Below are 23,614 nucleotides of genomic sequence, written 5' to 3' on the forward strand. Positions count from 1 at the left end.
GGGGGCGGTCTCCCGGAGATGACCGTCGACGGCACCGAAGTCGCCCCCGGCGTCTGGGTCGCGTCGGCCACTCGCGCCGACTTCGGCGATCCACCCGCCCTCGCCGACGATCTCGCCGACGCCCGCACCCGGCCGGGCTGGCGCCGACCGGAGTTCCTCGCCGGCCGGTACCTTCTCCGGCGCCTGCTGCGGCGGGTGCGTCCCAGCCTGGCCGCGCTGCCCGTCCGGACCGACCCGGCCGGGAAACCGCGGCTGGACCCCGGCGGCACGCCGGACCTCGCGCTGCCCGGCATCACGATCTCCCACGACGGGGACCGGATCGCCGTGGCGGTGTGCGCGCACGGGGACGTGGGCGTCGACGTCCAGCTGCCGCCTGAACAACTGACCGACGCGGCCGTGCGCCGGTGCCTCGGTGAGCATGCTCCGGAGGTCGCCGCGCTGCCGCGTGCCCGGCGGGCTTGGGAGTTCGCCTGGGTGTGGTCCGTGCAGGAGGCGTGCGTCAAGGCCGCCGGCACGGGCCTGGCCGGGCGGCCCTGGTCGATCGACGTCCCGCCCGGCGCGGTGTCCGGGCGCTGGGGCCGGTTCGCGTGGCTGAGCCTGCGAACCCGGTCACCCGTGCCGCTCAGCTGCGCCTTCCCCCACCGATGATCCCCACGGAGGCCGACATGCACCTCATCAACGCCCCGGACGTAGTCCCGGAACTCAGCTGCTACACCACCAACCTGGTGGCCTACCTCGAAACCGACGAACCCGGCGCGAAGACCCGCTTCGCGCACGCCGTGCGCCTCGCAGTCCTCGACGGCGGCTCCGCGGACCTGGTCTTCTCCCAGCACACCCGCATCGACGGCGGGACCGCGCACGACCCGCTCGGCTACCGCGGCGCGGCGAACTGGACGACGGCCGCCGCCGGTCTCGACGCCGAACTCGCCCGCTCGGGGCGGGTGCTGACCGTCGCCGACACCTTCCACCTGCCCTGGTCCCCCGCGCACGAGACCGCGCACTCGCCGCACTGGCTGCTGCTGCTCGACCGGCGCGACGAACAGTGGCTGGTAGCCGACCACTTCAGCGCGCTGACCCCGCTCGGCGCGCAGGAACCCTTCCTCGGCTGGCTGAACGAGGCCGCGCTGGAGCGCGCGCTGACCCCGCACGCCCCGTGGCCGGCGGAGATCGCCAACCGCGACCGCCACGCGCTGGGCGCCGCCGTGGAGCCGGTGCACGCGGAGGAGTTCCGCTGGCTGGCGCGCACCACCGGCGAAGTCCCGGCCACCCCGGGCGACTGGATCTGCGGCCTGCCCGAGGTGCTCGGACGCGTCAGCGACGTGCTGGCCGAGGACGAGACCGCCGCGGCCCGCTACGGCGACGACCTGTGGGCGGCGAGCAGGCACTACACCTACCGCCTCGGCGTGCTCGCCGCGAACGGCGAGATCTGCGCGGAGGACGCCGCCGCGGCCGCCGTCTGCTGGGGCGAGCTGCCCAAGGTCGTCCGGTTCGCCGCCGAGTCCGCCGCCCGCGGCAGGCCACGGGCCGGACTGCTGAAACGGACCTTCGACGACCTGCTGCACGCCAGCGAAAAGACGACCACCGAGGAGGCTTGAGCACGATGAAAACCCTGTACCAGTGGTTCGCCGCGTCGGCCGCGGAGCACGCCGACGCCCCGGCGCTCGAAGTCGGCGCGCGCACCCTGACCTACGCCGAACTGCGGGATCTCGCCGGGCACATCGCGGCCGAGGCCGTCGACGCGCTGGGGGCCGTGCCCGCCCGGATCGGCGTGCTGGCCGAACGCAGCGTCCTCACCTACGCCGGCTACCTCGCCGCGCAACGGCTCGGCAGCACCGTCGTGCCGCTCAACCCCGCCTTCCCCACCGAGCGCAACCGCATGATCGCCGAGGCCGCCGGCCTGGACCTGCTCCTCACCGAAGACGCCCGCGCCGGCCTCGGCGTGCCCGAACTGGTGATGGCCGAACCCGGGGACGGCTCCCCGCGCACACCGCCGGAGTCCCGGACCGGGGACCTGGCCTACATCCTGTTCACGTCGGGCTCGACCGGGCAGCCCAAGGGCGTGCCGATCCGGCACCGCAACGTCTGCGCCTACCTCGGCCACGTCGTGCCGCGGTACGGCATGGCGCCGGGCAGCCGCGTCTCCCAGACCTTCGACCTGACCTTCGACCTGTCGGTGTTCGACATGTTCACCGCCTGGGCCGGTGGCGCGACGCTCGTCGTCCCCAGCCGTGAGGACCTGCTCGCGCCGGTGCGGTTCGTCGCGGAGAAGCAGCTCACCCACTGGTTCGCCGTGCCGTCGATGGTGTCGTACGCCCAGCGCCTGCGCAGCCTGCGGCCCGGCAGCATGCCTTCGCTGCGCTGGAGCCTGTTCTGCGGTGAACCGCTGACGACGCAGCAGGCCGAGGCCTGGCAGCGCGCCGCCCCCGGCGGTGTCGTGGAGAACCTCTACGGCCCCACGGAACTGACCATCAGCTGCGCGGAGTTCCGGCTGCCTGCCGATCCGGCGGACTGGCCGGTCACCGCGAACGGGACCGTGCCGATCGGCCGGCTCTACCCCAGTGTCAACCACATCGTGCTCAACGAGCAGGGGCGGCCCGCCGTCGAAGGAGAACTCTGCGCGCGCGGGCCCCAGCGGTTCCCCGGCTACCTCGACCCGGCCGCCAACGAAGGCCGCTTCTACCACTTCGGCCCGGGCGACGAGACAGCGCGGCCGCACGGCCCGGACGACGAACTCGACGACGACGCCTGGTACCGCACCGGGGACCGAGTGTCCTGGCAGGACGGTTCACTCGTCCACATGGGACGGTCGGACCAGCAGGTGAAGGTCCAGGGCTACCGCGTGGAGCTCGGCGAGATCGAGGCCGTGCTGCGGGACCAGGAGGCGGTGCGGGACGCGATCGTGCTCGCCCTGCCCGGCAGCGGCGGCACCACCGAGCTCGAAGCGGTGTGCACGGGCCAGGGCCTCGACCCCGACGAGTTGCTCGCCGCCGTCGCCGGCCGGCTGCCCGGGTACATGGTGCCCCGCCGGCTCAGCGTGCTGGACACGCTGCCGCTCAACGTCAACGGCAAGATCGACCGCTCGGCCCTCACCGCGGAAGCGATCGGGCAGCGCGGATGACCACCACACCCCCGGAAGGGAAGAGCATGGGAACCGCACACGTCACCCAGCCGCCACTCCGCACCGCGTGCTTGCCCGCGGAAAGCCAGGCGGCGCAAGGAAATCCGGTCGGGGAGGCTTCGGCGCAGGGCCCACCGGACCCGGGACTGGTGCCCACGGAAGGGTTCTGCCGGGCGATCGCGAAGCTGCCGACCGGAGTCACGGTGCTGACCACCGTCACCGACGACGCTCCCGTGGGGTGCACGGCCAACGCGGTGATGTCACTGTCGGCCGACACCCCGAGCGTGCTGGTGTCGCTGGGCAGCCACAGCCGGACCCTCGCGGCCATCCTCGACGCCGGGCGATTCGCCGTCAACACCCTGTCCTGGTCGCAGCGGGCGCTGACCCGCAAGTTCGCCACCGGCACCCCGGCCGAACGGTTCGCCGGGGTGCCGTGGCGGGCCGAGCGCCGGACTCCGGTGCTGTCCGCCGCGGGCATGGCGCTGGTCTGCGAGGTGGGTGACACCGCGACCCTGCTGGACCACACCGTGGTCGTCGGCAAGGTGGTCTGGCTGCGGGACACGAACGCGGCGCCGACGGTGCTCTACGGACGAGAGCAGTACCCGCTCGGCGCCTGACGGTCCGTGGCAAACGCCGTGAAGGCCACCTTGAGGAACTTCAAGTTCCTCAAGGTGGCCTTCACGGCGTTGCCGCTAGGAGGTGGACCGGCGGGCCGGGCGCGTTCCCGCGTCCGCGACCTGTTCGGCGGTCGCGCGGGCCGCCGCGTCGAGCAGGACCGAGAACCGGGGGTCATTGCGGATCTCGCGGTGCCAGGCGACCTGGGTGAAGACCTGGAAGGGCGCCGTCCACGGCACCTCGGTCAGCCGGCCCTCCGCCAGTTCCGCGGCGACGCTGAGCCGGGGCAGCAGCGAGACGCCCAGCCCCGCGGTCAACGCGCGTTTCACCGCGTCGACCGAGCCGAAGGACAACGCCCGGACCCCGGTGTCGCCGGCGGCGCCCAGCGTCCGCTCGAACATGCGCTGATAGCCACTTCCCCGGTGTGCGCACAGCAGGGGCTGCTTCGCCAGCTGCGGGGTCGTCACCGGCTCCTGGGCCAGCGGCCCGTCCCGGTCGGCGACCACCACGAGCGGCTCCGGGCACAGCAGGGTCGAATCGGCCCTCGGCGAGGACGCGCAGACGTCGATGAAGAACGCGCAGTCGACGTCGGAGTCGCCGAGCCGGGTCCACGGACTGGCTTCCAGCGGCCGGATCTCCAGTGCCAGGTCGGGATACCGCCGGTACAGGTACTCGACGATCGGCACCAGCCGGTAGGTGGTGAGGCCGCTGTCCGCGGCGACCGTCAGCGCGTCACCGGGGGCGCTCCCCGCCTCGAGCACGGTCTCTTCCGCCATCCGGCTCAGCTTCACGATCTTGTGCGCGTAGCGCCGGAACCGCTGGCCGGCCGTGGTGAGCCGGATGAGCGCACCCCTGCGGTTGAACAGGTCGCAGGCGAGGTCGCGCTCCAGTTTCTTGATCCGGGCGGTGACCGTCGGCTGGGCGAGGTTCAGGTCGCTGGCGGCCTTGGTGAAACTCGACTGCTCCGCCACGGTGAGGAACGTGTCAAGCGATGCGGTGTCCACAGCTGCGGATCACCACCGGCCCAGGTGGGCGGCACGGGGGGCGATCCCCGCGTCCTCGCCGGTGTCTCCCGCGCGGGGCGGAGGGAGTTTTCGCGGGTCCGCGGCGTTCTGCCGGTGGGCACCCCGATCGGCCGGTAGGGCCGTTCTCCCAGTCGAAATCCCAGTCGAAATCCCACTGTCGTAGAACAACTCGGTCCCGGACACGAGCCCTCCCGGTTGCCGGATCCACACTGTCGGCACGACACCTTTCACTGCGATGTTCCCCCGATCGACGCCCCTTCGAGTGGCGCCGAAGTCATTGCGCGCCACTCACTGTGAATACCACCGGGCAATGACCGACAAACTGGCTCTATCGGGCAGCAAACAAGGGGACACTACTCACCGAACGTGGCCGGTTCAGCGGGTTCTTCACTCCAAGAGACCAGTGACGCACTCGCCACCTCAATCACCATACCTGCGGAAAACACTCATTTCTCGATCTCCGGCATTTCCTTCTGCGATTTCCGATAGCGCTTCCGCGCGAGACAAAGGAATCAGCCGAACGCCAGCCGCAGCAGGGCGGTCACCACCGCGGCGCCGATCATCGCGGTCAGGATGGACCGCTTGGCCGCCAGCAGGACGACCCCGGCGCCGACCCCCGCGAGCGCGGTGAGCGTCCGCATCGAGGACACGTCACCCGAGGACGGCCACAGCAGGGTGACCACCAAGCCGGCGATCAGGGCCGGAGTCGCGCAGGTCAGCGCGTTGCGAAGCCAGGTGGGCAGCTCCCGGCCGCCCGCGGCCAGCGGCACCACCACCCGCAACGTGAACGCGGTGACGCCGAGCGCCAGCACGATCGTCCAGTGGTACGTCATCGCCGCACCCCCAGGATCGCCCCCGCCACGGCGCCCGCGGCCCCGGCCACCAGCACCGGGATACCCGGCGGCGCCCAGAAGACCAGCGCGGCCGCGGTGACGACGCCGAGCACCGCCAGGCCCCACGCGCGCACGTTCTTCAGGTGCTGGCGCAGCAGGCCGAGGAAGAACACCGGGTAGGCGGCGTCCAGCCCGAGCCGTCCCGGATCGCCGATGGCGTCGCCGAGGACGGCGCCCAGCCCGGTCCCGATGGTCCAGCCGCACAGGCACAGCAACCCGGCCACGCGCAGGGTCCGCAGGTCGTAACGCCCTTCCCCGCGCTGGGCGATCGCCCACGAGCCGTCGGTGATCAGCAGCGCCGTCCCCGCCCGCGACCAGGCGGAGCCGGTCAGCGCCGGGGCGATCGTGGTGCCCATCAGCAGGTAACGCGCGTTGAGCGCGGCCGCCGCGCCGACCGCGGCCCAGACCGAGCCGTGCTGCGCGATGACGGCCACCGCGCCGTACTGGGCGCTGCCGGAGAACACCAGCAGCGACATGGCCACCGGGGCCAGCACACCCATGCCGACGGAAGCCGCGAGCGCGCCGAACGCCATGCCGTCCGCCAGGTCGGCCGCGGCCACCGGCAGCACCGGGCGCACGACCTGGGCCGGCGAACGGGGTTCGGTGGTCGTTTCGGTCACGAAGCTCATCTCCTCGGAGTCGGCACACCTCGACGTTACTAGCAAAGCCGTCTGGTGGTAACCCGAGAGCGTGGTCGTACCCAGCATTTCTTTGAATAAACCTCGAATCACCTGGTATTTTCCGCTGAGACGTAACCCAAATCGGGGACTGGTGGTAACCTCCAGGAATGGTTCCACGCCCCGCCGCACCGCCCCCGCTCACCCTGGTCCAAAGCCTGGTCAACACCCGCGAACTGCTCGAAGACCGGGACGACCTGAGCACCCCGGCCGGCCTGGCGGCGTGGGCGGAAGCCGAGGGACTGCCCGGCCTGGCCCGGCCGGCGGAGGCGGACCTGACCCGCGTACGCAGGCTCCGCGAAGCGCTGCGGCAGCTGCTGGGCGGCGGCGCCGGCCTACCGGGCGCGGTGAGCGTCCTGAACGGCGAACTGGCGCGGACCGGCACCCGTCCCCTCCTGCAGGCCGGCCCGCCCGGAGCGGAATTCACCGGCGACTGCACTACGTCCTTGGACGCGGCGATCACCCGGGTGCTCGCCGCCGTGGTCACCGCCCGCCTCGACGGTTCCCTGTCCCGCCTGAAGACGTGCGGCGCGGAGGACTGCCAATGGGCGTTCTACGACCGCTCCCCCAACGCGGCGAGCCGCTGGTGCGAGACGTCGGTCTGCGGCGCCCGGCACAAGATGCGCGCCTACCGCGCCCGCCAGGCCGCGGGCACCGCCACCCGCTGAACCCGCACCCCGGCCGCACTCACGTCATAGATCCAGCGCACTCATCACCAAAGCGGCGACGGCGGCCCGGTGCTCGGCGCTGTCCTGCCACCGCAGCCGGCGCCCGGCCTCGACCACCACACCGAAGCCCGCGTGCACCAGCACCCGCGCCTGGCGCGCGTCGAGCTCCGGACGAGCCTGCCGCAAGTGCTGTTCCCAGACGGCGATGTGCTCGCGCTGCGCCGCGACCAGAGGACGGCGCAGGGCGGCCGGCAAGCCGACGATTTCGGCGTTCGCCACGCTGTTGAGGGCGTTGTGCTCGAAGCTGTACGCCACGTACGTCGCCGTCAGGGCGATCAGGGCGTCGTGCGGACCGGCCGTCCGGCGGAGGTTCTGTTCGACCGCCTGGGCCAGCAGCCCCGCGGCCTGCAGGCACGCGGCCGCCAGGATGTCGGCCTTGCCCGGGAAGTACCGGTAGAGCGCGGACGGCACCAGCCCCACGGCCTCGGCGATCATGCCGTTGGTGACGGCGGCGAAGCCGTCCCGCTCGAACAGGGGGACGGCCGCCTCGAGGATTTCCGAACGCCGGGTGCGGGGCACGGGCCGGGCGGGCAGGTCCACCAGGCGCGCGTCCACGGCGGGGTCGGTCGCCGCCACGCGCAGGGCGGAGGCCCGCAGCAGGTCTTCGACCCGGCGCCGGCCGATCGAGTTGTGGTGCATCGTGATGGACCCGATCGCGCCCAGGGCCGCCACGGCCCGCAGGTGCTCGCCGGGCCACGGGTACTCGCGCCGCACCGCGTCCGCCACCCGGCCGACGACGTGCGCGAACTTGCCCCGGAGCACCCGGCGGTCTTCGGCGTTGAGGTAGCGGGCCTCCCACCGGTAGACGCCACCGGCCCCGCGGTGGGCGACGGTCACCCGGGCGACGGCGGCGAAGACGTCCGCCAAAGCCGCGTCCGGGGGGACGTCGCCGAGCGCGGCGACGAGCCGGTCCACCGTGACGTTCGCGCACTCGGCGAACAGCGCGTACTTGTTCGGGAAGTGCCGGTACAGCGCGGCCGCGGTGATGCCCACGCCGGCCGCGATCTCTTCCATGGACGCCGCGTGGTAGCCGCGCTCGCTGAACACCGTGGCGCCCGCCTCGACGATGAGCTGCTTGCGGTTGCGCGGCCGGACGGCCGCGGCCGGCTCGGCGGTCACCGCGGCAGCCGGGGCGGAGGGCACGGGAACGGGGCCATGGGTGCCAGTGAACCACGAAGTGACGCGGGTCCCGAGCCGCGGACCGATTCAGACGGGGCATGCCTTGCCGACGTCGGGGCCGCCTCGCTATGTTAATGGAGAATCTCCCCTCGACGTCGCGGGGATCACGCCGGATTGCCGCCGCCAGTGCCTGCACTCGCCTACCAAGGAAGCTAGGTAAGTAAATGAGCAATCTCAGCAGGAGGAACGCTCTTTCCCTCGGCGTCGCGCTGGGTCTGGCGAGCGTGGCGAGCGCCGTTCCCGCCTGGGCGTCGGCCGCGGGCACCGACCCGTGGTGGGTCTGGGACGACGAAGCAGACAACCTGGTGGCGGGGCTCGTCGACAGCGGCCAGGTCCCCGCGGTCAACACCGCGCTGCGGCCGTGGCTGAACAACGGCGACCCGCTGCCCGCCGGACTGCCGGCCGGCCTCGCCGCCCACCTTCAGCAGGCCAACCGGCTGCCGTCCTGGGCCGACCGCGCCAAGCTGCGCCGCGCCGCCGACTTCAACCGCCGCAAGGACACCTACCTGTTCGTGCTCTACGGCCTCGGCAGCGGCATCATGAGCACGGTGATCCCGCGGGAAGCCAGGTCGGTGTACTGGTCCGCGGGCGGGGCCGCCATGCAGGACCGCGCGGCGAAGACGTTCACCTTCGGCTACGACCTGAGCGAGCAGAACGCGTTCGAGCCCTCGGGCCAGTTCGTCGTCACGGCCAGCAAGACGCGCCTGGTGCACGCCGCGGTGCGCCACCTGCTGCCGCGGTCGGCGCACTGGCGGGCGGCCGCCGACGAGCAGGTGCCGATCAGCAACGGCGACATCCTGGTGACCTTCCACAGCCTCGGCACCTTCGTGCACCGGAAGCTGCTCGAATGGCGCGTCCCGATGTCGGCGGCGGACGAGGAGGCGTTCCTGCACCAGTGGCAGGTCGCCATCCACCTGCTCGGCGTGCGGGACGAGTTCATCCCCCAGACGTGGGCCGAAGCGGACGCACAGTCGGCGCGGGTGCTCACCCCGCTCCTGGCCCCGACGACCGAGGGCAAGGAACTGGCCGAGGACCTGCTCGGGCTGACCGCGCAGATCGACCTGGGCGTCACCCGCGGCTTCCTGAACGAGTTCGTGCGCTACGTGCTCAGTGACGCGGTGGGCGACTGGCTCGGCCTGCGGCGCGACTACGCCGCGGCCGTCCTCGTCCGCACCGGCTGGCCGGCCTACATCGCGTTCCGCGAAGGCCTGCTGCCCATCGCGCCGGCCGGGTTCTTCGTGTTCGACCAGTTCCTGCGCGCGCTCGCGATGCTCTTCCTGAACAAGGGCACCTCCCCGACGAGCACGCCCATCACGATCCCCACCGGGAACCGGCCGGGAGCCTGAACCCCGCTTCGGTGGCCGTCGTGCGTCATCCGTCGGCGAGACGCTGGATGGTCGCGCCCAGCCAGGCCTCGAGTTCCGCCGGGTCGCCGAGTTCGGAACGCAGCACCCGGCGGCGAGTCGAAACGCCGAGCACGAACGCGTCGATCGCCGCGGCGCGCGCGTGGGCGTCGGCGTCGTCCAGCCCGCTGTCGCGCAGGTAGCGCCGCAGCGGCTCGAACGAGTTCGTGTCGAGGAAGGCGGCCAGCGCCTCCGCCGCCTCCGGGCGTTCGCCGGACGCGCGTTGCAGCACCAGCAGCGGGTCCTCCCCCGGTGCGCCGGACCAGCGCCGGACGATGCTCGCCGCGAGCCGCGACCCGAGCTCGGAACGGTCGCCGCCGAACGAGTCCGCGACCGGGATCTCCACCCGGGTCGCGGCCAGGAAAAGGCCGTCCTTGCCGCCGAAGTAGCGCGTGATCAGGTTCGGCGACACACCGGCCGCGTCGGCCACGCCCTTGACCGTGACCGCCGCGTACGCGTGCTGGGCGAATTGGCGTTTCGCCTGGTCCAGGATCCGCTGTTTCGTCGCGGGGGCGTTGCGCGAAGTCATGTGTACGAGCATACACAAATGTGTATGCTCGTACACATGACCGAAGAGATCCGCGTGAGACTGCAGCGCACGCGCCGTGTCACGACCCCGTGGCGGGACGACGAGACGCGGGGCATCAGCGCCACCAAGCTCGACGAACTGCTCGAATACTGGGCCGGCGGCTACGACTGGGGTCCGCACGAGCGCCGCATCGGCGAACTTCCGTGGACGACGGCCCGGGCGGGCGGCACCGAACTGCGGATGATCCACCAGCGGTCCGCGGATCCCGGCGCGCCGGTCGTCGTGCTGCTGCACGGCTGGCCGGACTCGGTGCTGCGGTTCGAGCGCGTCCTGCCGCTGCTCACGGACGTGCACGTAGTGGTTCCCGCGCTGCCGGGCTTCCCGTTCGCGGCGCCGCTCACCGCGCCGGGCATGTCGGTCGACCGGATCGCCGGGATCGTCGCGGACGCCCTCGACGAACTCGGCTACCCGCGCTACACGCTCTCCGGCGGCGACGTGGGTGGCACCGTCGCCGAAGTCCTCGCGGCCGGGCACCCGGACCGGGTGACCGCCCTGCACCTCACGAACGTCGCCCCGCAGCACGCTTTCGCGGCGGACCCGGCGAAGCTCGCGCCGGACGCGGCGGCCTACCTCGGCCGGGCGGCCCAGTGGTTCCGGGCCGAGGGCGGGTACATCGCCGAGCAGTCGACGCGGCCGAACACCCTCGCCGTGGCCCTCGGCGACTCCCCCGCCGGCCTCGCCGCCTGGATCGTCGAAAAACTGGAGGCCTGGTCCGACGAGGCCGCCTTCACCCCCGACGAGTTGCTCACCTGGGTCACCGCCTACTGGGTCACCGGCACGATCGGCACCTCGTTCGCCACCTACGCCGAACCGGTCACTCTCCCCCGCCGGATCGACACGCCGACCGTGCTGTCGGTGTTCCCCCGCGACACCAAACCGGAGCCGCGAAGCTACGCCGAAGCGTTCCTGAACGTCCACGACTACGTGGAGCACGCCGCCGGCGGTCACTTCGCGGCTTGGGAACAGCCCGAGGCCTACGCCGACGACGTACGCCGCGCGGTCGAGCTGGGCGGCTGAGCTGGGCGGCTGAGCGGACGCCAGAACCGTTATCGCGTGAGGAATCCGCCGTCGACGAAGAGGTCGTGGCCGTTGATCCCGCCGTTGCGGAGCAGGAAGTCGGTGGCGTCCGCGATCTCCGCCATGGTGACCAGCCGCCCGATCGGGGTGCGCTCGGCGACCTGCCCGGGGTCGGCGTCGCGCCATCGGGGACTGTCGCCCACCAGCCCCGGGTGCAGCGCGTTGACCCGGTGCGGCGCGATCTCGACGGCGAGTGTCTTCACCAGGCCGGTGACCGCGCTGTTGAACGTGGTGATGACGGTCGAGCCCGGATAGGGCCGTTCCTTGGCCAGGCCGCCGAAGAGGACGACCGACGCTTCCGGGGTGAAGCGTTCCCGCAGCACTCGGACGGCCTCGGTGTAGCCGACCAGCTTGGTGGTCACAGCGGTGACGGCCTCGGCGATGTCGAAGTTCCGCAACGTGTTCGGGCGCTGGTGACTGGCCGTGATCACCAGGTGATCGAGGGACGGCACGCCGTCGGCCGAGGCGGCGATCGTCTCCGGCCGGGCGAGGTCCAGGCCGATGCCGGTCGCCGCGGGCCCGATCTCCTTCGCGACCGCCTCGGCGCGCCCCGCGTCGCGCCCGGCGATCACCACGGTGCCGCCCCGGTCCGCGTGCCGCTGGGCCATGAACCGGCCGAGCCCGTCGGTCCCGCCGATGATCATCGCAGTGCTCATGGTGTTCCCCTCGATCCTTGTTGACCACTTGGTCATTAACGAGCATAGCGAGGTGCTGACCGATGGGTAAATTAGGCGTCATGACCAGACGCCCGCATCGGCGCGATCCGGAAGGCCACCGTCAGGCCGTCCTGGACGCGGCCCGCACGTGCTTCGGCGAACGAGGCTTCGCGCGGGCGACGGTGCGCGAGATCGCGGCGCGCGCCGGAGTCACCCACGGCCTGGTGCTGCGGCAGTTCGGGTCGAAGGAGCAGCTGTTCCTCGCCGCGGTGCCCGGGCACCGGGAGCTGGACCAGGTGATCGCCGGAGACCCGGAAACACTCCCGGACCGCGTCGCGCACGCCTACGTGGAGCGGATGGAGGCCAACGCCGCCGTCGACCCCCTCGTGGTCCTGCTGCGCAGCATCGCCTCGGACCAGCAGGCGGCGGCGAAGCTGTACAGCGCGATGGAGGCCGGCAGCATCCGGGCGTACCGCGAAGTCATCGACGGCCCGGACGTCGCCGCGCGCGTCGCGATGCTCGGCGCGCAGCTCATCGGCGTCACGGTCAACCGGTACATCGCCCGCACCGGACCGCTCGCCGAGCTGCCCGCGCCCGCGCTCACCGCGCACCTGGCCCGCGTGCTGCGGCACATCCTCTTCGACTCCGGGCCAAGTCTGGCTCCGGAGGGGTCCGCGACGTCGTGAACGACTCTTTCCTGTCGCCGGACGTCATGAACGAGTCGTTCACGGCATCCGATGACCACTGCGAAGCCGGGCGGAATCTGCTTTCCTGGAACAGGGATCGGCATCTGGACCATGCGGATTGATTGCCGATTCGAAGCGTTTACGGTCTATTAACTTCGCCTGAACACGCCGCACACATCACTCGATCGGCCCCACCAAATTTTTCGACACATTCAAGCCCACGACTCGGACATTTAGCCCATCACCAGGAGGCAACTACGCCCAGAAGCGCAGGCCAGGTGACAGCCCGTACGCAACCAGGGTGATAGCCCTCCTGGAACGTACCCATACAGGCGTACGCTTTGGTACCGTATGAGTGATGCACCGAGCGTGCTCGGGCAGGTCAAACGCCAGGGGGAAGCTCAATGTCCATCGTTCATGCACCGCAAGCGGAAAAGGCGACCACGAGTATTTTGGTCGTCGATCATCAAACATTGGTCCGGGAAGGTCTGCGCGCGATTTTGACCACCCGGCCGGAGTTTCACATCGTCGGCGAGGCCGCGGACAGCAGCGCGGCCGCTTCCCTGGCCGGGGAGAAACGTCCGGACGTGGTCCTGCTGGACGTCGACACACCGGGGAAAAGCATCGCCGAGACGATCCGGATGATCCGGAAAGCCTCCCCTTTGTCCGAAATAATCACCCTTGCCGACTGCGATGAATCAGAAACCGTGCGCGAACTGCTGGACCTGGGGGTCCGCGGTTATCTTCTGAAGAATTCGAGTCAATGGGCGCTGATTGCCGCTATCTACAACGTCCAGCACGGAAACGAGTCCGCGGTGCTGCTCGTTTCGCGGTCCAGCATCAATCAGGCGAGTCCGGCCACCAAGTCGCTTTCACCGATCGAGATCAGCATTCTCCGGCTGGCCGCCAAGGCGATGACGAACGGCCAGATCGCCGTCCGGCTGGAACTTTCCGAAGCCGTGGTGAAGAAGCACCTGCGCAACGTCTTCGCCAAGCTGGGTGCCGTTTCCCGGCTGGATGCCGTGAACAAGGCCGTCGCGGCCCGGCTGGTGCCTTCGCTGCCCTGACCGGAGTCCTGTTTCTCCGGACTGCCGGCCGGTGAAACAGGTGGCCGGCCGGCACTGCCGGCCGGCCACCGTTTCCCTTCTCGTCGCCGATCCTTCGATCAGTCGACGCCGACCGCCGCGGAAGCGACCGCCGCCTCGACGCACTGCTTGATGTGCTGCTGCTGCGCCTGCGACGCGCGGTTCAGGTAGTCGGCCATCCCCGCGTCGTCGGTGTGCGCTCCGGCCTTCATTTCGAAGTCCTGCACCCAGCGCAGCCGGATCCCGCCCGGCTCGGGCAGGTATTCCCAGACCAGGTTCATGTACTTGAACACCCCGGTCTCGATCCGGCGGGCCCGGACGAGCAGCGCGGCCCGGTCGAGCTCCCGTTCGGAAACCCAGCTCCACACGCGGCCCTGCGGGTCCGGATGTGTTCTCAGCCGGAACCGGACGACGTTGTCGTGTTCCCCGAGCACCTCCGCCCCGGCGTACTCGCTGAACAGCCGCGGCCACCGCGGCACGTCGTTCGTCATCGCCCAGACCAGATCGAGCGGCGCGTCGATCAGGACGGAATTGTCCGTGTGTGCGGCCATGCCCCTATACCTCCGCGGCCCGGCGGTTGAGGTACTCGATCACGGTGCCCGGAGTCGGCAGTTCGGCGAGGGTGTCGTCCGGGATGCGGATGCCGTACTCGCGCTGCACCAGTGCGCTCAGCTCCAGCAGGGCGATCGAGTCGTAACCGATCTCTTCGAACGACGTGCCGAGTGTCGTGACGTCCGTCCAGTCCACGCCGGCGTCTCCGGCCGAGGTTTCGAGCATGCGCTTGAGATCCAGCACGGTGAACTCGGTCATGCTTCCTCCAGGGGGTTCTCGATCCAAGCCGTGGGTCACGTCAGCCTCCGACCCGGGGTCCGGGCGCGTCCGGGAAGGGCAGCTCCTCCACGTCCACGTGGCCGAGCTCGGGGCGCGGGGCGAGCGGGGCGAGCTGGAAGACCAGGAACGCCTCGGTCTCCCCGTGGTTCTCGATCCGGTGCCGCTGACCGCGCCGCACCATCAGCGCTTCGTCGGCGGCCAGCGCGACCGGCTCACCGTCCACTTTGATCACCACATCGCCCCGGACGACGTAGAGGAACTTGTCCGAGTACGGGTTGTACTGCTCGGCGACGAACTCCTCCGGCTGGAGCGTCAGCGTGGCCAGGAAGCCCGCCGTCGCGTCCACGTTGCGCGGGCTGAGCATGATCCGCACCTGCCCGCCGATCCGGCGGATGGGCTCGACGTCCCCGCCCGCCACCTTGGTCACTTTCTGCTTGTGCATCCGTTTCTCCTTTTCAGGCCGGGGTTTCCGGACCGGTGGACCAGGTGTAGAACGGCATGGCCATCGAGTCCCGCAGATCCCGCCAGGTCGCCGGGTCGTAGCGCTCGAGGTGTGCGTCCAGCTCGGTGTTGATGGTGCGGAAATCGGGCCTCTCACGAGCTTTGCCGAGGCGTTCCAGCAGGTCGTCCGGCCCCTCGACGAGGTGGAAGTACAGGTCGTGGAACCGGAACAGCGTGCGCCGCGTGAGGCCGACTTCGTGCGGCATGTCACCGCGGTCGTGCTCGGCGAACAGCTCCGCGACCCGGTCGGCGTGTCCCGGCTTCAGCTTCAGCACGAACAGTGTCCTGGACGTCATTTCTCCTTCTCCTGTCGTGATCGGAGTGGTCAGGGCTGCCCGACGAGCGAGCGGACCACCGCGGACAGGGCCGCGTCGGCGTCCCCGATCGCCGGCCCCGCTTCACGCCAGGCGACGAAGCCGTCCGGGCGCACGAGGACGGCGCCGTCCCGGGAGATGCCCGTCTGCTCCGCCCACCGGTCACCGTCACCGGCGCGCGGCACGAGGTCGCCGGCGGGCCCGAGGCGGTGCACCCGCAGCGGAACGCCGGATTCCTTGGCCACCCGGACAGCCGCGTCGAACCAGCCGGACGCGTCACTTCCGGCGATGAAGACGAACCCGCCGCCGAGCAGGTCGAGCGTCGCGATTTCGGTTCCCTCGTGGTCGAACCAGCCGTGCGGCACCATGCTCCCGGGAGAACCGTCGAACGCCAGCGCCTCGGGCAGGACGCTCGCCGCCGGATCGCCGCCGTGCACGGCACCGGACGGGTAGCGGTACCCCGTGGCGACCACGATGAAGTCGCTGAGCTGCCGGCGTTCCTCGTCGGTCAGGCGGCGCGCCCGGGTGTTGAAGAGCAGCCAGGCCTGGTCCGCCGTGACCACGCCGACCGGACGGCGTTCCGCCTCGTAGCTGTCGAGCAGCTTCGCCCCCGCCCAGCCTTTCAGCACCGCGGCCAGCTTCCAGGCGAGGTTGTGCACGTCCTGGACTCCGGCGTTGACCCCGAACCCGCCGGCCGGCGGGTGGCAGTGCGCGGCGTCGCCGGCCAGGAAGATCCGGCCCGACCGGTACCGGTCGGCGACCATGTGCCGGGCTTCCCACGGGTTGATCGATTCGATCTCGACCTCGAGGTCCGGATCGCCGGCCACGGTCCGCACGACCTCGACCGCGCGTTCGGGCGTGAAGTCCGCCGGGCTCTGCCCGCGGTCCGGGTAGTAGATGGCCCCGATCATCCAGCGGCCCGGTTCGATGAACAGGACCAGCCCGGGCACCTCCTGGTTGAACAGCGAAAGGAAGGTGAAGGGCGGCTTGTCGCTGACGTCGATGTCCGCGCGGAAGATGATGCTGACGAAGTAGTCGGCGATCCCGTTGCTGCGCTCGCCGATTCCGGTGGCGGCCCTGATCGTGCTGCGGGCGCCGTCGGCGCCGATCAGGTACCCGGCACGGATCGAGGAGGTCTCCCCGGTCTCCCGGTCCGCCACCACCGCGGTGACGCCGTCTTCGTCCTGCGTGACGGAGACGACCTCGGTGCCGAACCGGATGTCGGCCCCGTGCTCCCGGGCGTCGCCCAGCAGGATCGGCTCGTAGTGGTCCTGACCGCACCACAGCGGCCAGCACGGGGTGAAGTCGTAGTACTGGACGTCGTGCTGCTCGAGCAGCGGCGAGTGCTCGTTCAGCGCGGCGATGGACGGCGTGCCGTACATCGCCAGCGGTGTCGCCCGCCCCGCCCGGACCTCGGCCACGTCCATGTCGCCGACGTTGACGAACTTCAGCCCCACGGCGCGGAACGCCGATTCGAGGCCGACCGTCCGGAAGAGTTCGAGCGTGCGCGAGTGCACGCCGGTGGCCCGGGGGATCTGCGAGATCGTCGATCGTTTCTCGATGACGATCGGCCGGATCCCCTGCCGGGCCAGGAACAGTGCCGCGGACAGGCCGACCGGGCCCGCTCCGGCGATCAGGACCTCGGTGTGTTCTTCCCGCATCGCGGGCCGCCTTTCTGCGGAATGGGGGCTGGTCATCGGACTGCCGCGACTTCCTCGACGTAGTCGACCCGGTAGAGGTGCATCTCCGGCGACGCGATCGCGCGGATGTCGGTGAAGTGCGGGTGCACCAGCGGGTTGCGGTGCATCGCTTCGAAGTGCTCCACGCTCCGCCACTGCGCGTAGTTGACGACGCGGGTCCCGTCCAGGCTCGAGTGGATGTTCGCCGAGATGAACCCGTCGACGTCGCGCATCACCGTTTCGGTGGCTTCGACGATCAGCTCGACCAGCCGCCGCTGGTTCTCCGGCGCGACCGTGAACACGTTGACCATGGTCACGACCTGCTGACCGACCTCGATGACCGACATGGACCTTCCTCCTCGTTCCCTGGTTTCCGCAGTTGGCACCGGCTCACCACGCCGGCTTGATTTCGAGATGCGCCCACCCGCGCGCTTCCGGTTTCCCCTGCAGCACGAACCCCGCCTCGTCGAACAGCTCGGTCCACTCGGCGAGCGTGCGTTCCTTCCCGCCGTAGAGCACCAGCGTGTCGATGTCGATGGCCTTGGCGTGGTCCCACTCGTCCAGCGGCGGCACGATCTGGTCGATCACGATCACGGTCCCGCCGGGACCGCCCATCGCCTCCCGGATCCGCCTGAGCACCGTGCCGGCCCGCTCGTCGGAAAGCCGGTGCAGCACGGACTTGAGGGTGTAGAGATCGCACCCGGCCGGCAGTTCGCCGGTGAACAGGTCGCCGGCGACGACCGTGACCCGCTCGGCCACCCCGTGCTCCGCCAGGACTTTGACCGCGGTGTCGAGGGCGTTCGGCTGGTCGAACAGCCAGCCGCGGGCGGGCGGCCGGTCCACGAGCATGCGCGCGAGGAAGTGGCCCGTCCCGGCGCCGAGGTCGGCGATCCGGTCGAACCGGTCGAGGCCGAGCCGGCCGACGAACCGGTCGGCGAGCCGCTTGCTGAAGTGCGTGAGGAACCCGGCGTAGAACCTCGCCAGCTCTTCGTCGTGCTCCAGGTATTCGTGGAAGGGCATGCCGAAGACCTGGTCGAACGCCGGCTCACCGGTGCGGACACTGTGGAGGATGCGGGCATAGGACTTGCGGACGAAGTCCATGTTGTGGAAGCGCACCATCGGCCGCAGCCCGCCGACGCGGGTGCTCACCAGTCCCTCGGCGAGCGGGGAGAGCGCGAAGCGGGAGTCCTCGAGCTCGGTGAAGATGCCCACGGCCGCCGCGCACCGCAGCACCCGGCGCAGCGCGGACGCGTCGGTCTCGGTCGCGGCGGCCAGCTCGGTGATCGGGACCGGACCGTCGGCGAGGAGATCCGCGATGCCGAGTTCGGCCAGCACCGAGATCACGTGCCAGACGTGTCCGCCGCTGCCGAGTACGGCGTTCTGCCGCTCCCGCAGCACATCGGCGTCCTCGCCGGTCCGGATGTCAGGCAGCTGAGTCATTCGCCCGCCCCTTTCTGTCCTCGGTGGCCGCGGATCCGGACCGGACGCCGTGGACGACCATGGCCGAGTTGAAGCCGCCGTACCCGCGGGCCAGCACGAGGGCCACCTCGACCGGGGCGGTCCGGGCCGCACCGGTCACGACGTCGAGGCCGTAGCCGGGGTCGACGTCGGTGACGTTCGTGGTCGGCGGGATGACACCGTCCCGGATGGACAGCAGGGCGGCGGCGACATCGAGCGGTGCGCCGCCGGAGTACAGCCGTCCGGTCATCGTCTTCGGCGCCGTGACCGGGACGCGCCTGCCGAACACCGCGGTGATCGCCGCCGCCTCGGCCTGGTCCAGCTCGGGCGTTCCCGCCGCGTCGGCGAACACGACGTCCACTTCGGCCGCCGTGACCCCGGCGTCGGCCAGCGCGAGCTCGATCGCCCGGCGCAGCCCCGGTTCCCGGCCCGTGCCCGGCTTCGGGTCGAAGGTGGCGGCGTACCCGGCGATCACCCCGTAGCCCCGGGCCGGCTCGGCACCGGACTCGTCGAGCGCTTCCAGCACCAGGATGGCGCCGCCCTCCCCGGCGACGTGCCCGCGGGCCGCCACGTCGAACGGCAGGTACGCCCGGCCCGGATCGTCGGCCGTGCTCAGCAGGCCGCTGGCCAGCTGGGCGACCCAGCCCCACGGGCACAGCACCGAGTCCATCCCGCCCGACAGCACCAGCGGGACGCCCTTGCGCACCTGCCGCCGGGCCTGCGCCACGGCGTCGAGGCCGCCGGCCTGGTCGGCCACGAGCACCCCGCTCGGGCCACGCATCCCGTGGCGGATCGACAGCTGCCCGCTGTTGACCGCGTAGAACCAGGCGAACGACTGGTAGGCACTCACGTACTCCGGACCGCTGCCCCACAGTTTTTCGAGTTCGCGGTGCCCGAAGTCGAACCCGCCGGACGCGCTGGCGGTCACCACTCCCATGGCGTACTCCGGGACCGTCTTCGGGTCGACGCGAGCGTCGGCGAGCGCCCAGTCCGACGCCGCCAGCGCGAGCCGGGTCATGTGGTCGGTCTGCGGCAGGAGCCGGCCGGAGATGTGCTCGCTCGCCTCGAAGCCGGTGATCTCCCCCGCCAGCCGGGCCGGGTACTGCGCCGGGTCGAACCGCGTGATCCGCCCGATGCCCGGCTCACCGCGCAGCGTCGCCGCCCAGTACTCCTCGACCCCCAGCCCGTTCGGTGCCGCCACGCCGATGCCGGTCACCACGACCGCGGCCGTCACGCCGTCCTGCTTTCCGGCCGGGTGAGCACCATCGCGCTCTGGAACCCGCCGAAGCCGCTGCCCACCGTCAGCACGGTGTCGGTCCGCTGTTCGCGGGCGACGAGCGGGACGTAGTCCAGGTCGCACTCGGGGTCCGGTTCGTGCAGGTTGGCCGTCGGCGGGATCATGCCGTGCTCGATCGCCAGCGCGGAAGCGGCGATCTCGATCGAGCCGATCGCGCCGAGCGAGTGGCCGATCATCGACTTGATCGAGCTGACCGGCACGCGGCGGGCGTGCTCGCCGAGTGCCCGCTTGAAGGCCGCGGTCTCGTGCCGGTCGTTCTGCTTCGTGCCGGAGCCGTGCGCGTTGACGTAGTCGATCGCTTCGGGAGCGACCCCGGCCTGCGCCATCGCCGCGGTGATCGCCTCGGCCATCTCCCGGCCGTCCGGCCGCAGCCCGGTCATGTGGAAGGCGTTCGACCGCGACGCGAACCCGGCGATCTCGGCGTAGATGTGCGCACCGCGGCGCCGCGCGTGCTCGTATTCCTCGAGGACGAACATCGTCGCGCCCTCGCCGAGCACGAACCCGTTGCGGCTGAGGTCGAAGGGACGCGAGGCGTGTTCGGCGTCGTCGTTGCGCGGGGTGGTGGCCTTGATCGCGTCGAAGCAGGCCATGGTGATCGGCGAGATGGGGGCGTCGGTCGCGCCGGCCAGCATCACGTCGGCCGCGCCCTCGCCGATGAGCTGGTGGGCGTGCCCGACCGAATCCAGGCCGGACGTGCACCCGGTCGACACGACCGTGGCCGGTCCCTCCGCCCCGGTCTCCCAGGCGACCTCCCGGGCGAACGAGCTCGGCACCAGGTAGTCGTAGAGGTGCGGAACCGCGTACTTGTGGTCGGTCAGGTGCTGCCGTCCCCCGTCGCTGACGACGACGTACTCCCGTTCGAGGCTCATCGTGGCGCCGACGGCCGTGCCGACGCTCACGCCGAGGCGGAACGGATCGAGCTCGTCGCGTTCGAGACCGCTGTCGGCGAGGCACTCGCGGGTGCACACCACCGCGAGCTGCGCCGCCCGGTCCATCCGGCGGATCTCCTGGGGACCCAGCCCCGCCGCCACCGGATCGAAGTCGATCTCGGCGGCCACCTGCGAGCGGAACGGCGAAGGGTCGAAGAACGTGATCCGGCGCGTCGCGGTACGCCCCGCCGTGATCAGTTCCCAGAACGATTTCGTGCCGATTCCCCCCGCGGTCGTCACCCCGATTCCGGTGATCACGACTCTGCGCGCAACCGTCATGATATTTCCATCCATCTCATTTGCCGGTGAACCCCAGTGATCATTTCGTTTTCGCCGGACGGCCCGGCAACCCGGAAATCGCGATGCAGACTCCCGCGAAGCCCAGTACTCCGCAGACGACGGCGGTGGTGTGCATGGCCGAGAGGAAAGCCGTGTCCGCCGCCGGGAGCAGCCGCTGAGCGGCGGGCCCCAGCCGGCCGGCGATCGCGTGCGTCGCGGCGATCGAATCGCCTGCCGCCGCCCGGACCGGCCCGGGCAGGGCCGCGAGAACGCCGTCCACGTGGTGCCGGTAGCTGACGGCGAGGACGGAACCGAGGGCGGCCAGGCCCAGTGCGCCCCCGACGTCACGGGCCAGGTTGGCGACCGCCGAGCCCATTCCGGCGTTCTCCCTCGGCACCCTGGCCATGATGATTCCGGTGGCGGGCGAAATCACGTGCGCCATTCCGGCACCCTGCAGGAAGAAGATCACCATGGGCAGCCAAAGCGGCGAATCCGCCGTGAGGAAGGTGTAGGAGAAGAAACACGCGGTGGCGGTCGCCATTCCGGCGGAGACCACGACCTTGGGCCCGAATTTCCTGGCCAGTGCCGGGGCGCCCGGGGAGAACACGGCGAGCCCGACCGCGAGCGGCAGCACCGACAACCCGGTGCGCAGCGCGGAGAACTGCCGGACGCTCTGGAAGTAGAGCATCACGAACAACGTGACGCCGAAGATGCCGACGAACGCCAGCGCCACGACCGAGGCCGCGGCCGAGAACCGCGGATCACGGAACAGCCGGACGTCGAGCGCGGGCCGGTCGCGGCGCCGCGCGTGCCACACGAAGCCGCCGAGGACGGCGAAGCCGGCGACGATCGGGACGAGCACCGGCCACCTCGCCCAGGAACCGAGGCTGCCGCCCTCCATGATGCCGAAGATCACCAGGAAGATCCCGGCGATCGACAACAGCACGCCCACCGGGTCCAGCCGGTCGCGCCGGTCCGATCGCGCGAGCGGCGCGTACCGCGTCACCCCGGCCAGTACCACCAGCACGATCGGCACGTTCACCAGGAAGATGGCGCCCCACGGGAAGTTGTCGAGCAGCGCGCCGCCCACGATCGGCCCCAGTGCCATCGCGGGACCGGCCGAGGCCGCCCATACGCCGATCGCCTTGGGCCGCTCTTCGGGACCGAAGACGTGGGTGATGATCGCCAGCGTGGAAGCCGGGATGGCGGCACCGCCGACGCCCATCACGGCCTGCCACCCGATCAGCATCCCGGGGGACGCCGAGAAAGCCGCCCCGAGGGCCCCGAGCCCGAAGACGCCGAGCCCCGCCAGCAGCATCCGGCGGTGCCCGTACCGGTCCCCCAGGGTGCTCCACGTCACGAGCAGCGTGCCCAGCAACAGCGTGAAGGCGTTGACCGCCCAGACGATCTCGGTCTGCGTGGCGCCGAGCCCGCGGCGGGGATCGGTCAGCACGCGGATGCCGACGTTGACGATCGTGGTGTTGAGGATGGTCAGCATGAACGCCGTGACCAGGAAGAACAAGATCAGCCAGCGGCGCGGGTCCCGGTGCTCGGCCGGGCCGGCGCGGTCCGGTTCGATCCCGGGGAGCGTGAACTGCCGGGTCATGGTCATCTCCCCTGGTCGAGGAAGGCGGCGACCGACGCGGCGATGCCGGGGACGTCGAGGCCGTGCGCGGCGTTGAGCGCGAAGGCGGATCCGTACTGCCGCAGTTCCTGGTCGCGGCCGACCCCGAGAGCGCGGATCCGGTGGGGAACGTCCTCCAGTGCCTCGCCGGCGAGGTGCGCCGACGTGCCCGCGAGATACGGTTCGACGAGCACGAGGTCCTGCTGGTCGGCGAGCAGGACGGCAGCCCGCAGCCCGGTCCGGTCGAGCGGGCGGACCGTGGCCGCGTACGCCACGGTGACGTCCAGGTTCGCGGTCGCGGCCAGCACGCGGCCGAGCATCGGCCCGACCGCGAGCACCACTCCCCGGCGGCCTTCCCGGACGATGCGCAGGCGCCCGGACGGATCCACCGGCTGCGGTTCGGTGTTGCTCTGGATCGACAACCGCACATACACGCGCCCTTGCGCGGCGTAGGCGGACCGCAGCAGTGCCGCCGCCTCGTCCGGGTGCCCCGGGACGTGCACGGTCCAGCCGTGCAGGCTGTCCAGCAGCGCGACGTCGCTGGGCGACTGGTGACTGCGGCCGACCGCGTACATGTCGTACGAACCGCCGAAGCTCACCAGCACGGCTCCGACGTCCTGGTGCCCGAGGTCGATCTTGATCTGCTCGAACGGCCGCTCGACGAGGAACGGCGGGAACGTGTGCACGACCGCGCGCATCCCGGCCAGGCCGAGGCCGCCGGCGACCCCGATCATGAGCTGCTCGCGGATCCCGACGTTGAAGACCCGGGTGGGGTGGCGCTCGGCCGCGGCGTGCAGCATGGGCACGGAGATGTCGGCCAGCACCAGCGCCAGGCGGGCATCCTCGTCCATCGCGTCGGCCAGGGTGGTGGCGAAGGCCGTCCGCATCGCGGGCGTCATCATGACCGGCTGCGGACCGTCGGCCTGCCCGGCCTTCGCGCCCCACTGAGCGGGCCGGCTGCCGTTGGTCGT

General features: G+C 71.0%; 26 protein-coding genes. 9 read left to right on the top strand and 17 right to left on the bottom strand.

Annotation, left to right across the window (positions count from 1 at the left end):
- The first annotated feature begins 18 nt into the window (after positions 1 to 18).
- From A3CE_RS0105425 to A3CE_RS50230, 4 genes are read left to right on the top strand one after another with little or no spacing between them, the layout of a single operon-like run.
- Positions 19 to 648, top strand: a complete 630-nt coding sequence (locus A3CE_RS0105425) for a 4'-phosphopantetheinyl transferase family protein (protein WP_020639051.1) — start codon at positions 19 to 21, stop codon at positions 646 to 648.
- 17 nt (positions 649 to 665) lie between these two features.
- Positions 666 to 1,595, top strand: coding sequence for a hypothetical protein (locus A3CE_RS0105430; RefSeq protein ID WP_020639052.1), 930 nt, complete (start codon positions 666 to 668; stop codon positions 1,593 to 1,595).
- A 5-nt stretch (positions 1,596 to 1,600) separates the two neighbouring features.
- On the top strand, positions 1,601 to 3,118 hold the full coding sequence (locus A3CE_RS0105435) for an amino acid adenylation domain-containing protein (RefSeq protein WP_020639053.1): 1,518 nt from the start codon (positions 1,601 to 1,603) through the stop codon (positions 3,116 to 3,118).
- Between the two features lie 26 nt (positions 3,119 to 3,144).
- Positions 3,145 to 3,735 (top strand): flavin reductase family protein, encoded by a 591-nt coding sequence (locus A3CE_RS50230; protein WP_245589436.1) that lies wholly within the window; start codon positions 3,145 to 3,147, stop codon positions 3,733 to 3,735.
- A 75-nt stretch (positions 3,736 to 3,810) separates the two neighbouring features.
- On the opposite strand, the gene A3CE_RS0105445 is transcribed toward A3CE_RS50230, so the two are convergent.
- The 3 genes from A3CE_RS0105445 to A3CE_RS0105455 all read right to left on the bottom strand — a co-directional run bounded on the left by A3CE_RS0105445 (position 3,811) and on the right by A3CE_RS0105455 (position 6,280).
- Positions 3,811 to 4,737, bottom strand: a complete 927-nt coding sequence (locus A3CE_RS0105445) for a LysR family transcriptional regulator (RefSeq protein WP_020639055.1) — start codon at positions 4,735 to 4,737, stop codon at positions 3,811 to 3,813.
- Positions 4,738 to 5,270: 533 nt separating this feature from the next.
- A complete protein-coding gene (locus A3CE_RS0105450; RefSeq protein WP_020639056.1) occupies positions 5,271 to 5,591 on the bottom strand; it encodes an AzlD domain-containing protein in 321 nt (106 codons plus the stop codon).
- Positions 5,588 to 6,280: an AzlC family ABC transporter permease gene (locus tag A3CE_RS0105455; protein WP_020639057.1), complete on the bottom strand. Its 693-nt coding sequence runs from the start codon at positions 6,278 to 6,280 to the stop codon at positions 5,588 to 5,590. The genes A3CE_RS0105450 and A3CE_RS0105455 overlap by 4 nt, the downstream gene beginning before the upstream one ends.
- A 158-nt stretch (positions 6,281 to 6,438) precedes the next feature.
- On the opposite strand from A3CE_RS0105455, the gene A3CE_RS0105460 reads away from it, so the two are divergent.
- Positions 6,439 to 6,996, top strand: coding sequence for a CGNR zinc finger domain-containing protein (locus A3CE_RS0105460; RefSeq protein WP_020639058.1), 558 nt, complete (start codon positions 6,439 to 6,441; stop codon positions 6,994 to 6,996).
- 24 nt (positions 6,997 to 7,020) lie between these two features.
- On the opposite strand, the gene A3CE_RS0105465 is transcribed toward A3CE_RS0105460, so the two are convergent.
- On the bottom strand, positions 7,021 to 8,175 hold the full coding sequence (locus A3CE_RS0105465; RefSeq protein ID WP_020639059.1) for a TetR/AcrR family transcriptional regulator: 1,155 nt from the start codon (positions 8,173 to 8,175) through the stop codon (positions 7,021 to 7,023).
- Between the two features lie 224 nt (positions 8,176 to 8,399).
- Between A3CE_RS0105465 and A3CE_RS0105470 the strand changes: the two genes are divergently transcribed.
- A complete protein-coding gene (locus A3CE_RS0105470) occupies positions 8,400 to 9,581 on the top strand; it encodes an oxygenase MpaB family protein (RefSeq protein ID WP_020639060.1) in 1,182 nt (393 codons plus the stop codon).
- 25 nt (positions 9,582 to 9,606) lie between these two features.
- Here the strand turns inward: A3CE_RS0105470 and A3CE_RS0105475 are convergent, their stop codons facing one another.
- Positions 9,607 to 10,167: a helix-turn-helix domain-containing protein gene (locus tag A3CE_RS0105475; RefSeq protein WP_020639061.1), complete on the bottom strand. Its 561-nt coding sequence runs from the start codon at positions 10,165 to 10,167 to the stop codon at positions 9,607 to 9,609.
- Positions 10,168 to 10,203: 36 nt separating this feature from the next.
- Between A3CE_RS0105475 and A3CE_RS0105480 the strand changes: the two genes are divergently transcribed.
- Positions 10,204 to 11,244 carry an epoxide hydrolase family protein gene (locus A3CE_RS0105480; RefSeq protein ID WP_020639062.1) on the top strand — a complete coding sequence of 347 codons (1,041 nt, stop codon included), beginning with the start codon at positions 10,204 to 10,206 and terminating at the stop codon, positions 11,242 to 11,244.
- Between the two features lie 29 nt (positions 11,245 to 11,273).
- Here the strand turns inward: A3CE_RS0105480 and A3CE_RS0105485 are convergent, their stop codons facing one another.
- Positions 11,274 to 11,960, bottom strand: a complete 687-nt coding sequence (locus A3CE_RS0105485) for an SDR family oxidoreductase (protein WP_026468178.1) — start codon at positions 11,958 to 11,960, stop codon at positions 11,274 to 11,276.
- Positions 11,961 to 12,040: 80 nt separating this feature from the next.
- Here A3CE_RS0105485 and A3CE_RS0105490 point away from each other — a divergent pair, with 80 nt between their 5' ends.
- Together A3CE_RS0105490 and A3CE_RS0105495 are read left to right on the top strand one after the other, a co-directional pair.
- Positions 12,041 to 12,646 (top strand): TetR/AcrR family transcriptional regulator, encoded by a 606-nt coding sequence (locus tag A3CE_RS0105490; protein WP_020639064.1) that lies wholly within the window; start codon positions 12,041 to 12,043, stop codon positions 12,644 to 12,646.
- 404 nt (positions 12,647 to 13,050) lie between these two features.
- Complete coding sequence (locus A3CE_RS0105495; protein ID WP_051183739.1) at positions 13,051 to 13,713, top strand: response regulator transcription factor; 663 nt, start codon at positions 13,051 to 13,053, stop codon at positions 13,711 to 13,713.
- 98 nt (positions 13,714 to 13,811) lie between these two features.
- On the opposite strand, the gene A3CE_RS0105500 is transcribed toward A3CE_RS0105495, so the two are convergent.
- The 11 genes from A3CE_RS0105500 to A3CE_RS0105550 are packed head-to-tail and all read right to left on the bottom strand — an operon-like array spanning position 13,812 to position 23,530.
- Positions 13,812 to 14,282 (bottom strand): SRPBCC family protein, encoded by a 471-nt coding sequence (locus A3CE_RS0105500; protein WP_020639066.1) that lies wholly within the window; start codon positions 14,280 to 14,282, stop codon positions 13,812 to 13,814.
- 4 nt (positions 14,283 to 14,286) lie between these two features.
- Positions 14,287 to 14,541 carry an acyl carrier protein gene (locus A3CE_RS0105505; protein WP_020639067.1) on the bottom strand — a complete coding sequence of 85 codons (255 nt, stop codon included), beginning with the start codon at positions 14,539 to 14,541 and terminating at the stop codon, positions 14,287 to 14,289.
- 40 nt (positions 14,542 to 14,581) lie between these two features.
- A complete protein-coding gene (locus tag A3CE_RS0105510; protein ID WP_020639068.1) occupies positions 14,582 to 15,004 on the bottom strand; it encodes a cupin domain-containing protein in 423 nt (140 codons plus the stop codon).
- Between the two features lie 13 nt (positions 15,005 to 15,017).
- Positions 15,018 to 15,359: a TcmI family type II polyketide cyclase gene (locus A3CE_RS0105515; protein WP_020639069.1), complete on the bottom strand. Its 342-nt coding sequence runs from the start codon at positions 15,357 to 15,359 to the stop codon at positions 15,018 to 15,020.
- A gap of 29 nt (positions 15,360 to 15,388) precedes the next feature.
- A complete protein-coding gene (locus tag A3CE_RS0105520) occupies positions 15,389 to 17,038 on the bottom strand; it encodes an FAD-dependent oxidoreductase (RefSeq protein WP_020639070.1) in 1,650 nt (549 codons plus the stop codon).
- Positions 17,039 to 17,070: 32 nt separating this feature from the next.
- Positions 17,071 to 17,403, bottom strand: a complete 333-nt coding sequence (locus A3CE_RS0105525; protein ID WP_020639071.1) for an antibiotic biosynthesis monooxygenase family protein — start codon at positions 17,401 to 17,403, stop codon at positions 17,071 to 17,073.
- A 43-nt stretch (positions 17,404 to 17,446) separates the two neighbouring features.
- A complete protein-coding gene (locus A3CE_RS0105530) occupies positions 17,447 to 18,496 on the bottom strand; it encodes a methyltransferase (protein ID WP_020639072.1) in 1,050 nt (349 codons plus the stop codon).
- A complete protein-coding gene (locus tag A3CE_RS0105535; protein WP_020639073.1) occupies positions 18,480 to 19,748 on the bottom strand; it encodes a ketosynthase chain-length factor in 1,269 nt (422 codons plus the stop codon). Before A3CE_RS0105535 ends, A3CE_RS0105530 begins: the two co-directional genes overlap by 17 nt.
- Positions 19,745 to 21,019 (bottom strand): beta-ketoacyl-[acyl-carrier-protein] synthase family protein, encoded by a 1,275-nt coding sequence (locus tag A3CE_RS0105540; protein WP_026468181.1) that lies wholly within the window; start codon positions 21,017 to 21,019, stop codon positions 19,745 to 19,747. Before A3CE_RS0105540 ends, A3CE_RS0105535 begins: the two co-directional genes overlap by 4 nt.
- 40 nt (positions 21,020 to 21,059) lie before the next feature.
- Positions 21,060 to 22,625: an MFS transporter gene (locus A3CE_RS0105545; protein ID WP_020639075.1), complete on the bottom strand. Its 1,566-nt coding sequence runs from the start codon at positions 22,623 to 22,625 to the stop codon at positions 21,060 to 21,062.
- A 2-nt stretch (positions 22,626 to 22,627) separates the two neighbouring features.
- Complete coding sequence (locus A3CE_RS0105550; protein WP_026468183.1) at positions 22,628 to 23,530, bottom strand: transketolase family protein; 903 nt, start codon at positions 23,528 to 23,530, stop codon at positions 22,628 to 22,630.
- Between the last annotated feature and the right edge of the window lie 84 nt (positions 23,531 to 23,614).

Source organism: Amycolatopsis balhimycina FH 1894, assembly GCF_000384295.1.
Classification (GTDB): Bacteria; Actinomycetota; Actinomycetes; order Mycobacteriales; family Pseudonocardiaceae; genus Amycolatopsis; species Amycolatopsis balhimycina.

What these genes read in the sequence shown, in the direction of transcription:
- A3CE_RS0105515 (WP_020639069.1), bottom strand. Translation starts at nt 15,359, where the DNA reads ATGACGTCCAGGACACTGTTCGTGCTGAAGCTGAAGCCGGGACACGCC.
- A3CE_RS0105530 (WP_020639072.1), bottom strand. Translation starts at nt 18,496, where the DNA reads ATGACTCAGCTGCCTGACATCCGGACCGGCGAGGACGCCGATGTGCTG.
- A3CE_RS0105425 (WP_020639051.1), top strand. Translation starts at nt 19, where the DNA reads ATGACCGTCGACGGCACCGAAGTCGCCCCCGGCGTCTGGGTCGCGTCG.
- A3CE_RS0105470 (WP_020639060.1), top strand. Translation starts at nt 8,400, where the DNA reads ATGAGCAATCTCAGCAGGAGGAACGCTCTTTCCCTCGGCGTCGCGCTG.
- A3CE_RS0105505 (WP_020639067.1), bottom strand. Translation starts at nt 14,541, where the DNA reads ATGACCGAGTTCACCGTGCTGGATCTCAAGCGCATGCTCGAAACCTCG.
- A3CE_RS0105485 (WP_026468178.1), bottom strand. Translation starts at nt 11,960, where the DNA reads ATGAGCACTGCGATGATCATCGGCGGGACCGACGGGCTCGGCCGGTTC.
- A3CE_RS0105525 (WP_020639071.1), bottom strand. Translation starts at nt 17,403, where the DNA reads ATGTCGGTCATCGAGGTCGGTCAGCAGGTCGTGACCATGGTCAACGTG.
- A3CE_RS0105510 (WP_020639068.1), bottom strand. Translation starts at nt 15,004, where the DNA reads ATGCACAAGCAGAAAGTGACCAAGGTGGCGGGCGGGGACGTCGAGCCC.
- A3CE_RS0105545 (WP_020639075.1), bottom strand. Translation starts at nt 22,625, where the DNA reads ATGACCCGGCAGTTCACGCTCCCCGGGATCGAACCGGACCGCGCCGGC.
- A3CE_RS0105460 (WP_020639058.1), top strand. Translation starts at nt 6,439, where the DNA reads ATGGTTCCACGCCCCGCCGCACCGCCCCCGCTCACCCTGGTCCAAAGC.
- A3CE_RS0105480 (WP_020639062.1), top strand. Translation starts at nt 10,204, where the DNA reads ATGACCGAAGAGATCCGCGTGAGACTGCAGCGCACGCGCCGTGTCACG.
- A3CE_RS0105475 (WP_020639061.1), bottom strand. Translation starts at nt 10,167, where the DNA reads ATGACTTCGCGCAACGCCCCCGCGACGAAACAGCGGATCCTGGACCAG.
- A3CE_RS0105540 (WP_026468181.1), bottom strand. Translation starts at nt 21,019, where the DNA reads ATGACGGTTGCGCGCAGAGTCGTGATCACCGGAATCGGGGTGACGACC.
- A3CE_RS0105435 (WP_020639053.1), top strand. Translation starts at nt 1,601, where the DNA reads ATGAAAACCCTGTACCAGTGGTTCGCCGCGTCGGCCGCGGAGCACGCC.
- A3CE_RS0105490 (WP_020639064.1), top strand. Translation starts at nt 12,041, where the DNA reads ATGACCAGACGCCCGCATCGGCGCGATCCGGAAGGCCACCGTCAGGCC.
- A3CE_RS0105520 (WP_020639070.1), bottom strand. Translation starts at nt 17,038, where the DNA reads ATGCGGGAAGAACACACCGAGGTCCTGATCGCCGGAGCGGGCCCGGTC.
- A3CE_RS0105500 (WP_020639066.1), bottom strand. Translation starts at nt 14,282, where the DNA reads ATGGCCGCACACACGGACAATTCCGTCCTGATCGACGCGCCGCTCGAT.
- A3CE_RS0105455 (WP_020639057.1), bottom strand. Translation starts at nt 6,280, where the DNA reads ATGAGCTTCGTGACCGAAACGACCACCGAACCCCGTTCGCCGGCCCAG.
- A3CE_RS0105495 (WP_051183739.1), top strand. Translation starts at nt 13,051, where the DNA reads ATGTCCATCGTTCATGCACCGCAAGCGGAAAAGGCGACCACGAGTATT.
- A3CE_RS50230 (WP_245589436.1), top strand. Translation starts at nt 3,145, where the DNA reads ATGGGAACCGCACACGTCACCCAGCCGCCACTCCGCACCGCGTGCTTG.
- A3CE_RS0105550 (WP_026468183.1), bottom strand. Translation starts at nt 23,530, where the DNA reads ATGCGGACGGCCTTCGCCACCACCCTGGCCGACGCGATGGACGAGGAT.
- A3CE_RS0105430 (WP_020639052.1), top strand. Translation starts at nt 666, where the DNA reads ATGCACCTCATCAACGCCCCGGACGTAGTCCCGGAACTCAGCTGCTAC.
- A3CE_RS0105450 (WP_020639056.1), bottom strand. Translation starts at nt 5,591, where the DNA reads ATGACGTACCACTGGACGATCGTGCTGGCGCTCGGCGTCACCGCGTTC.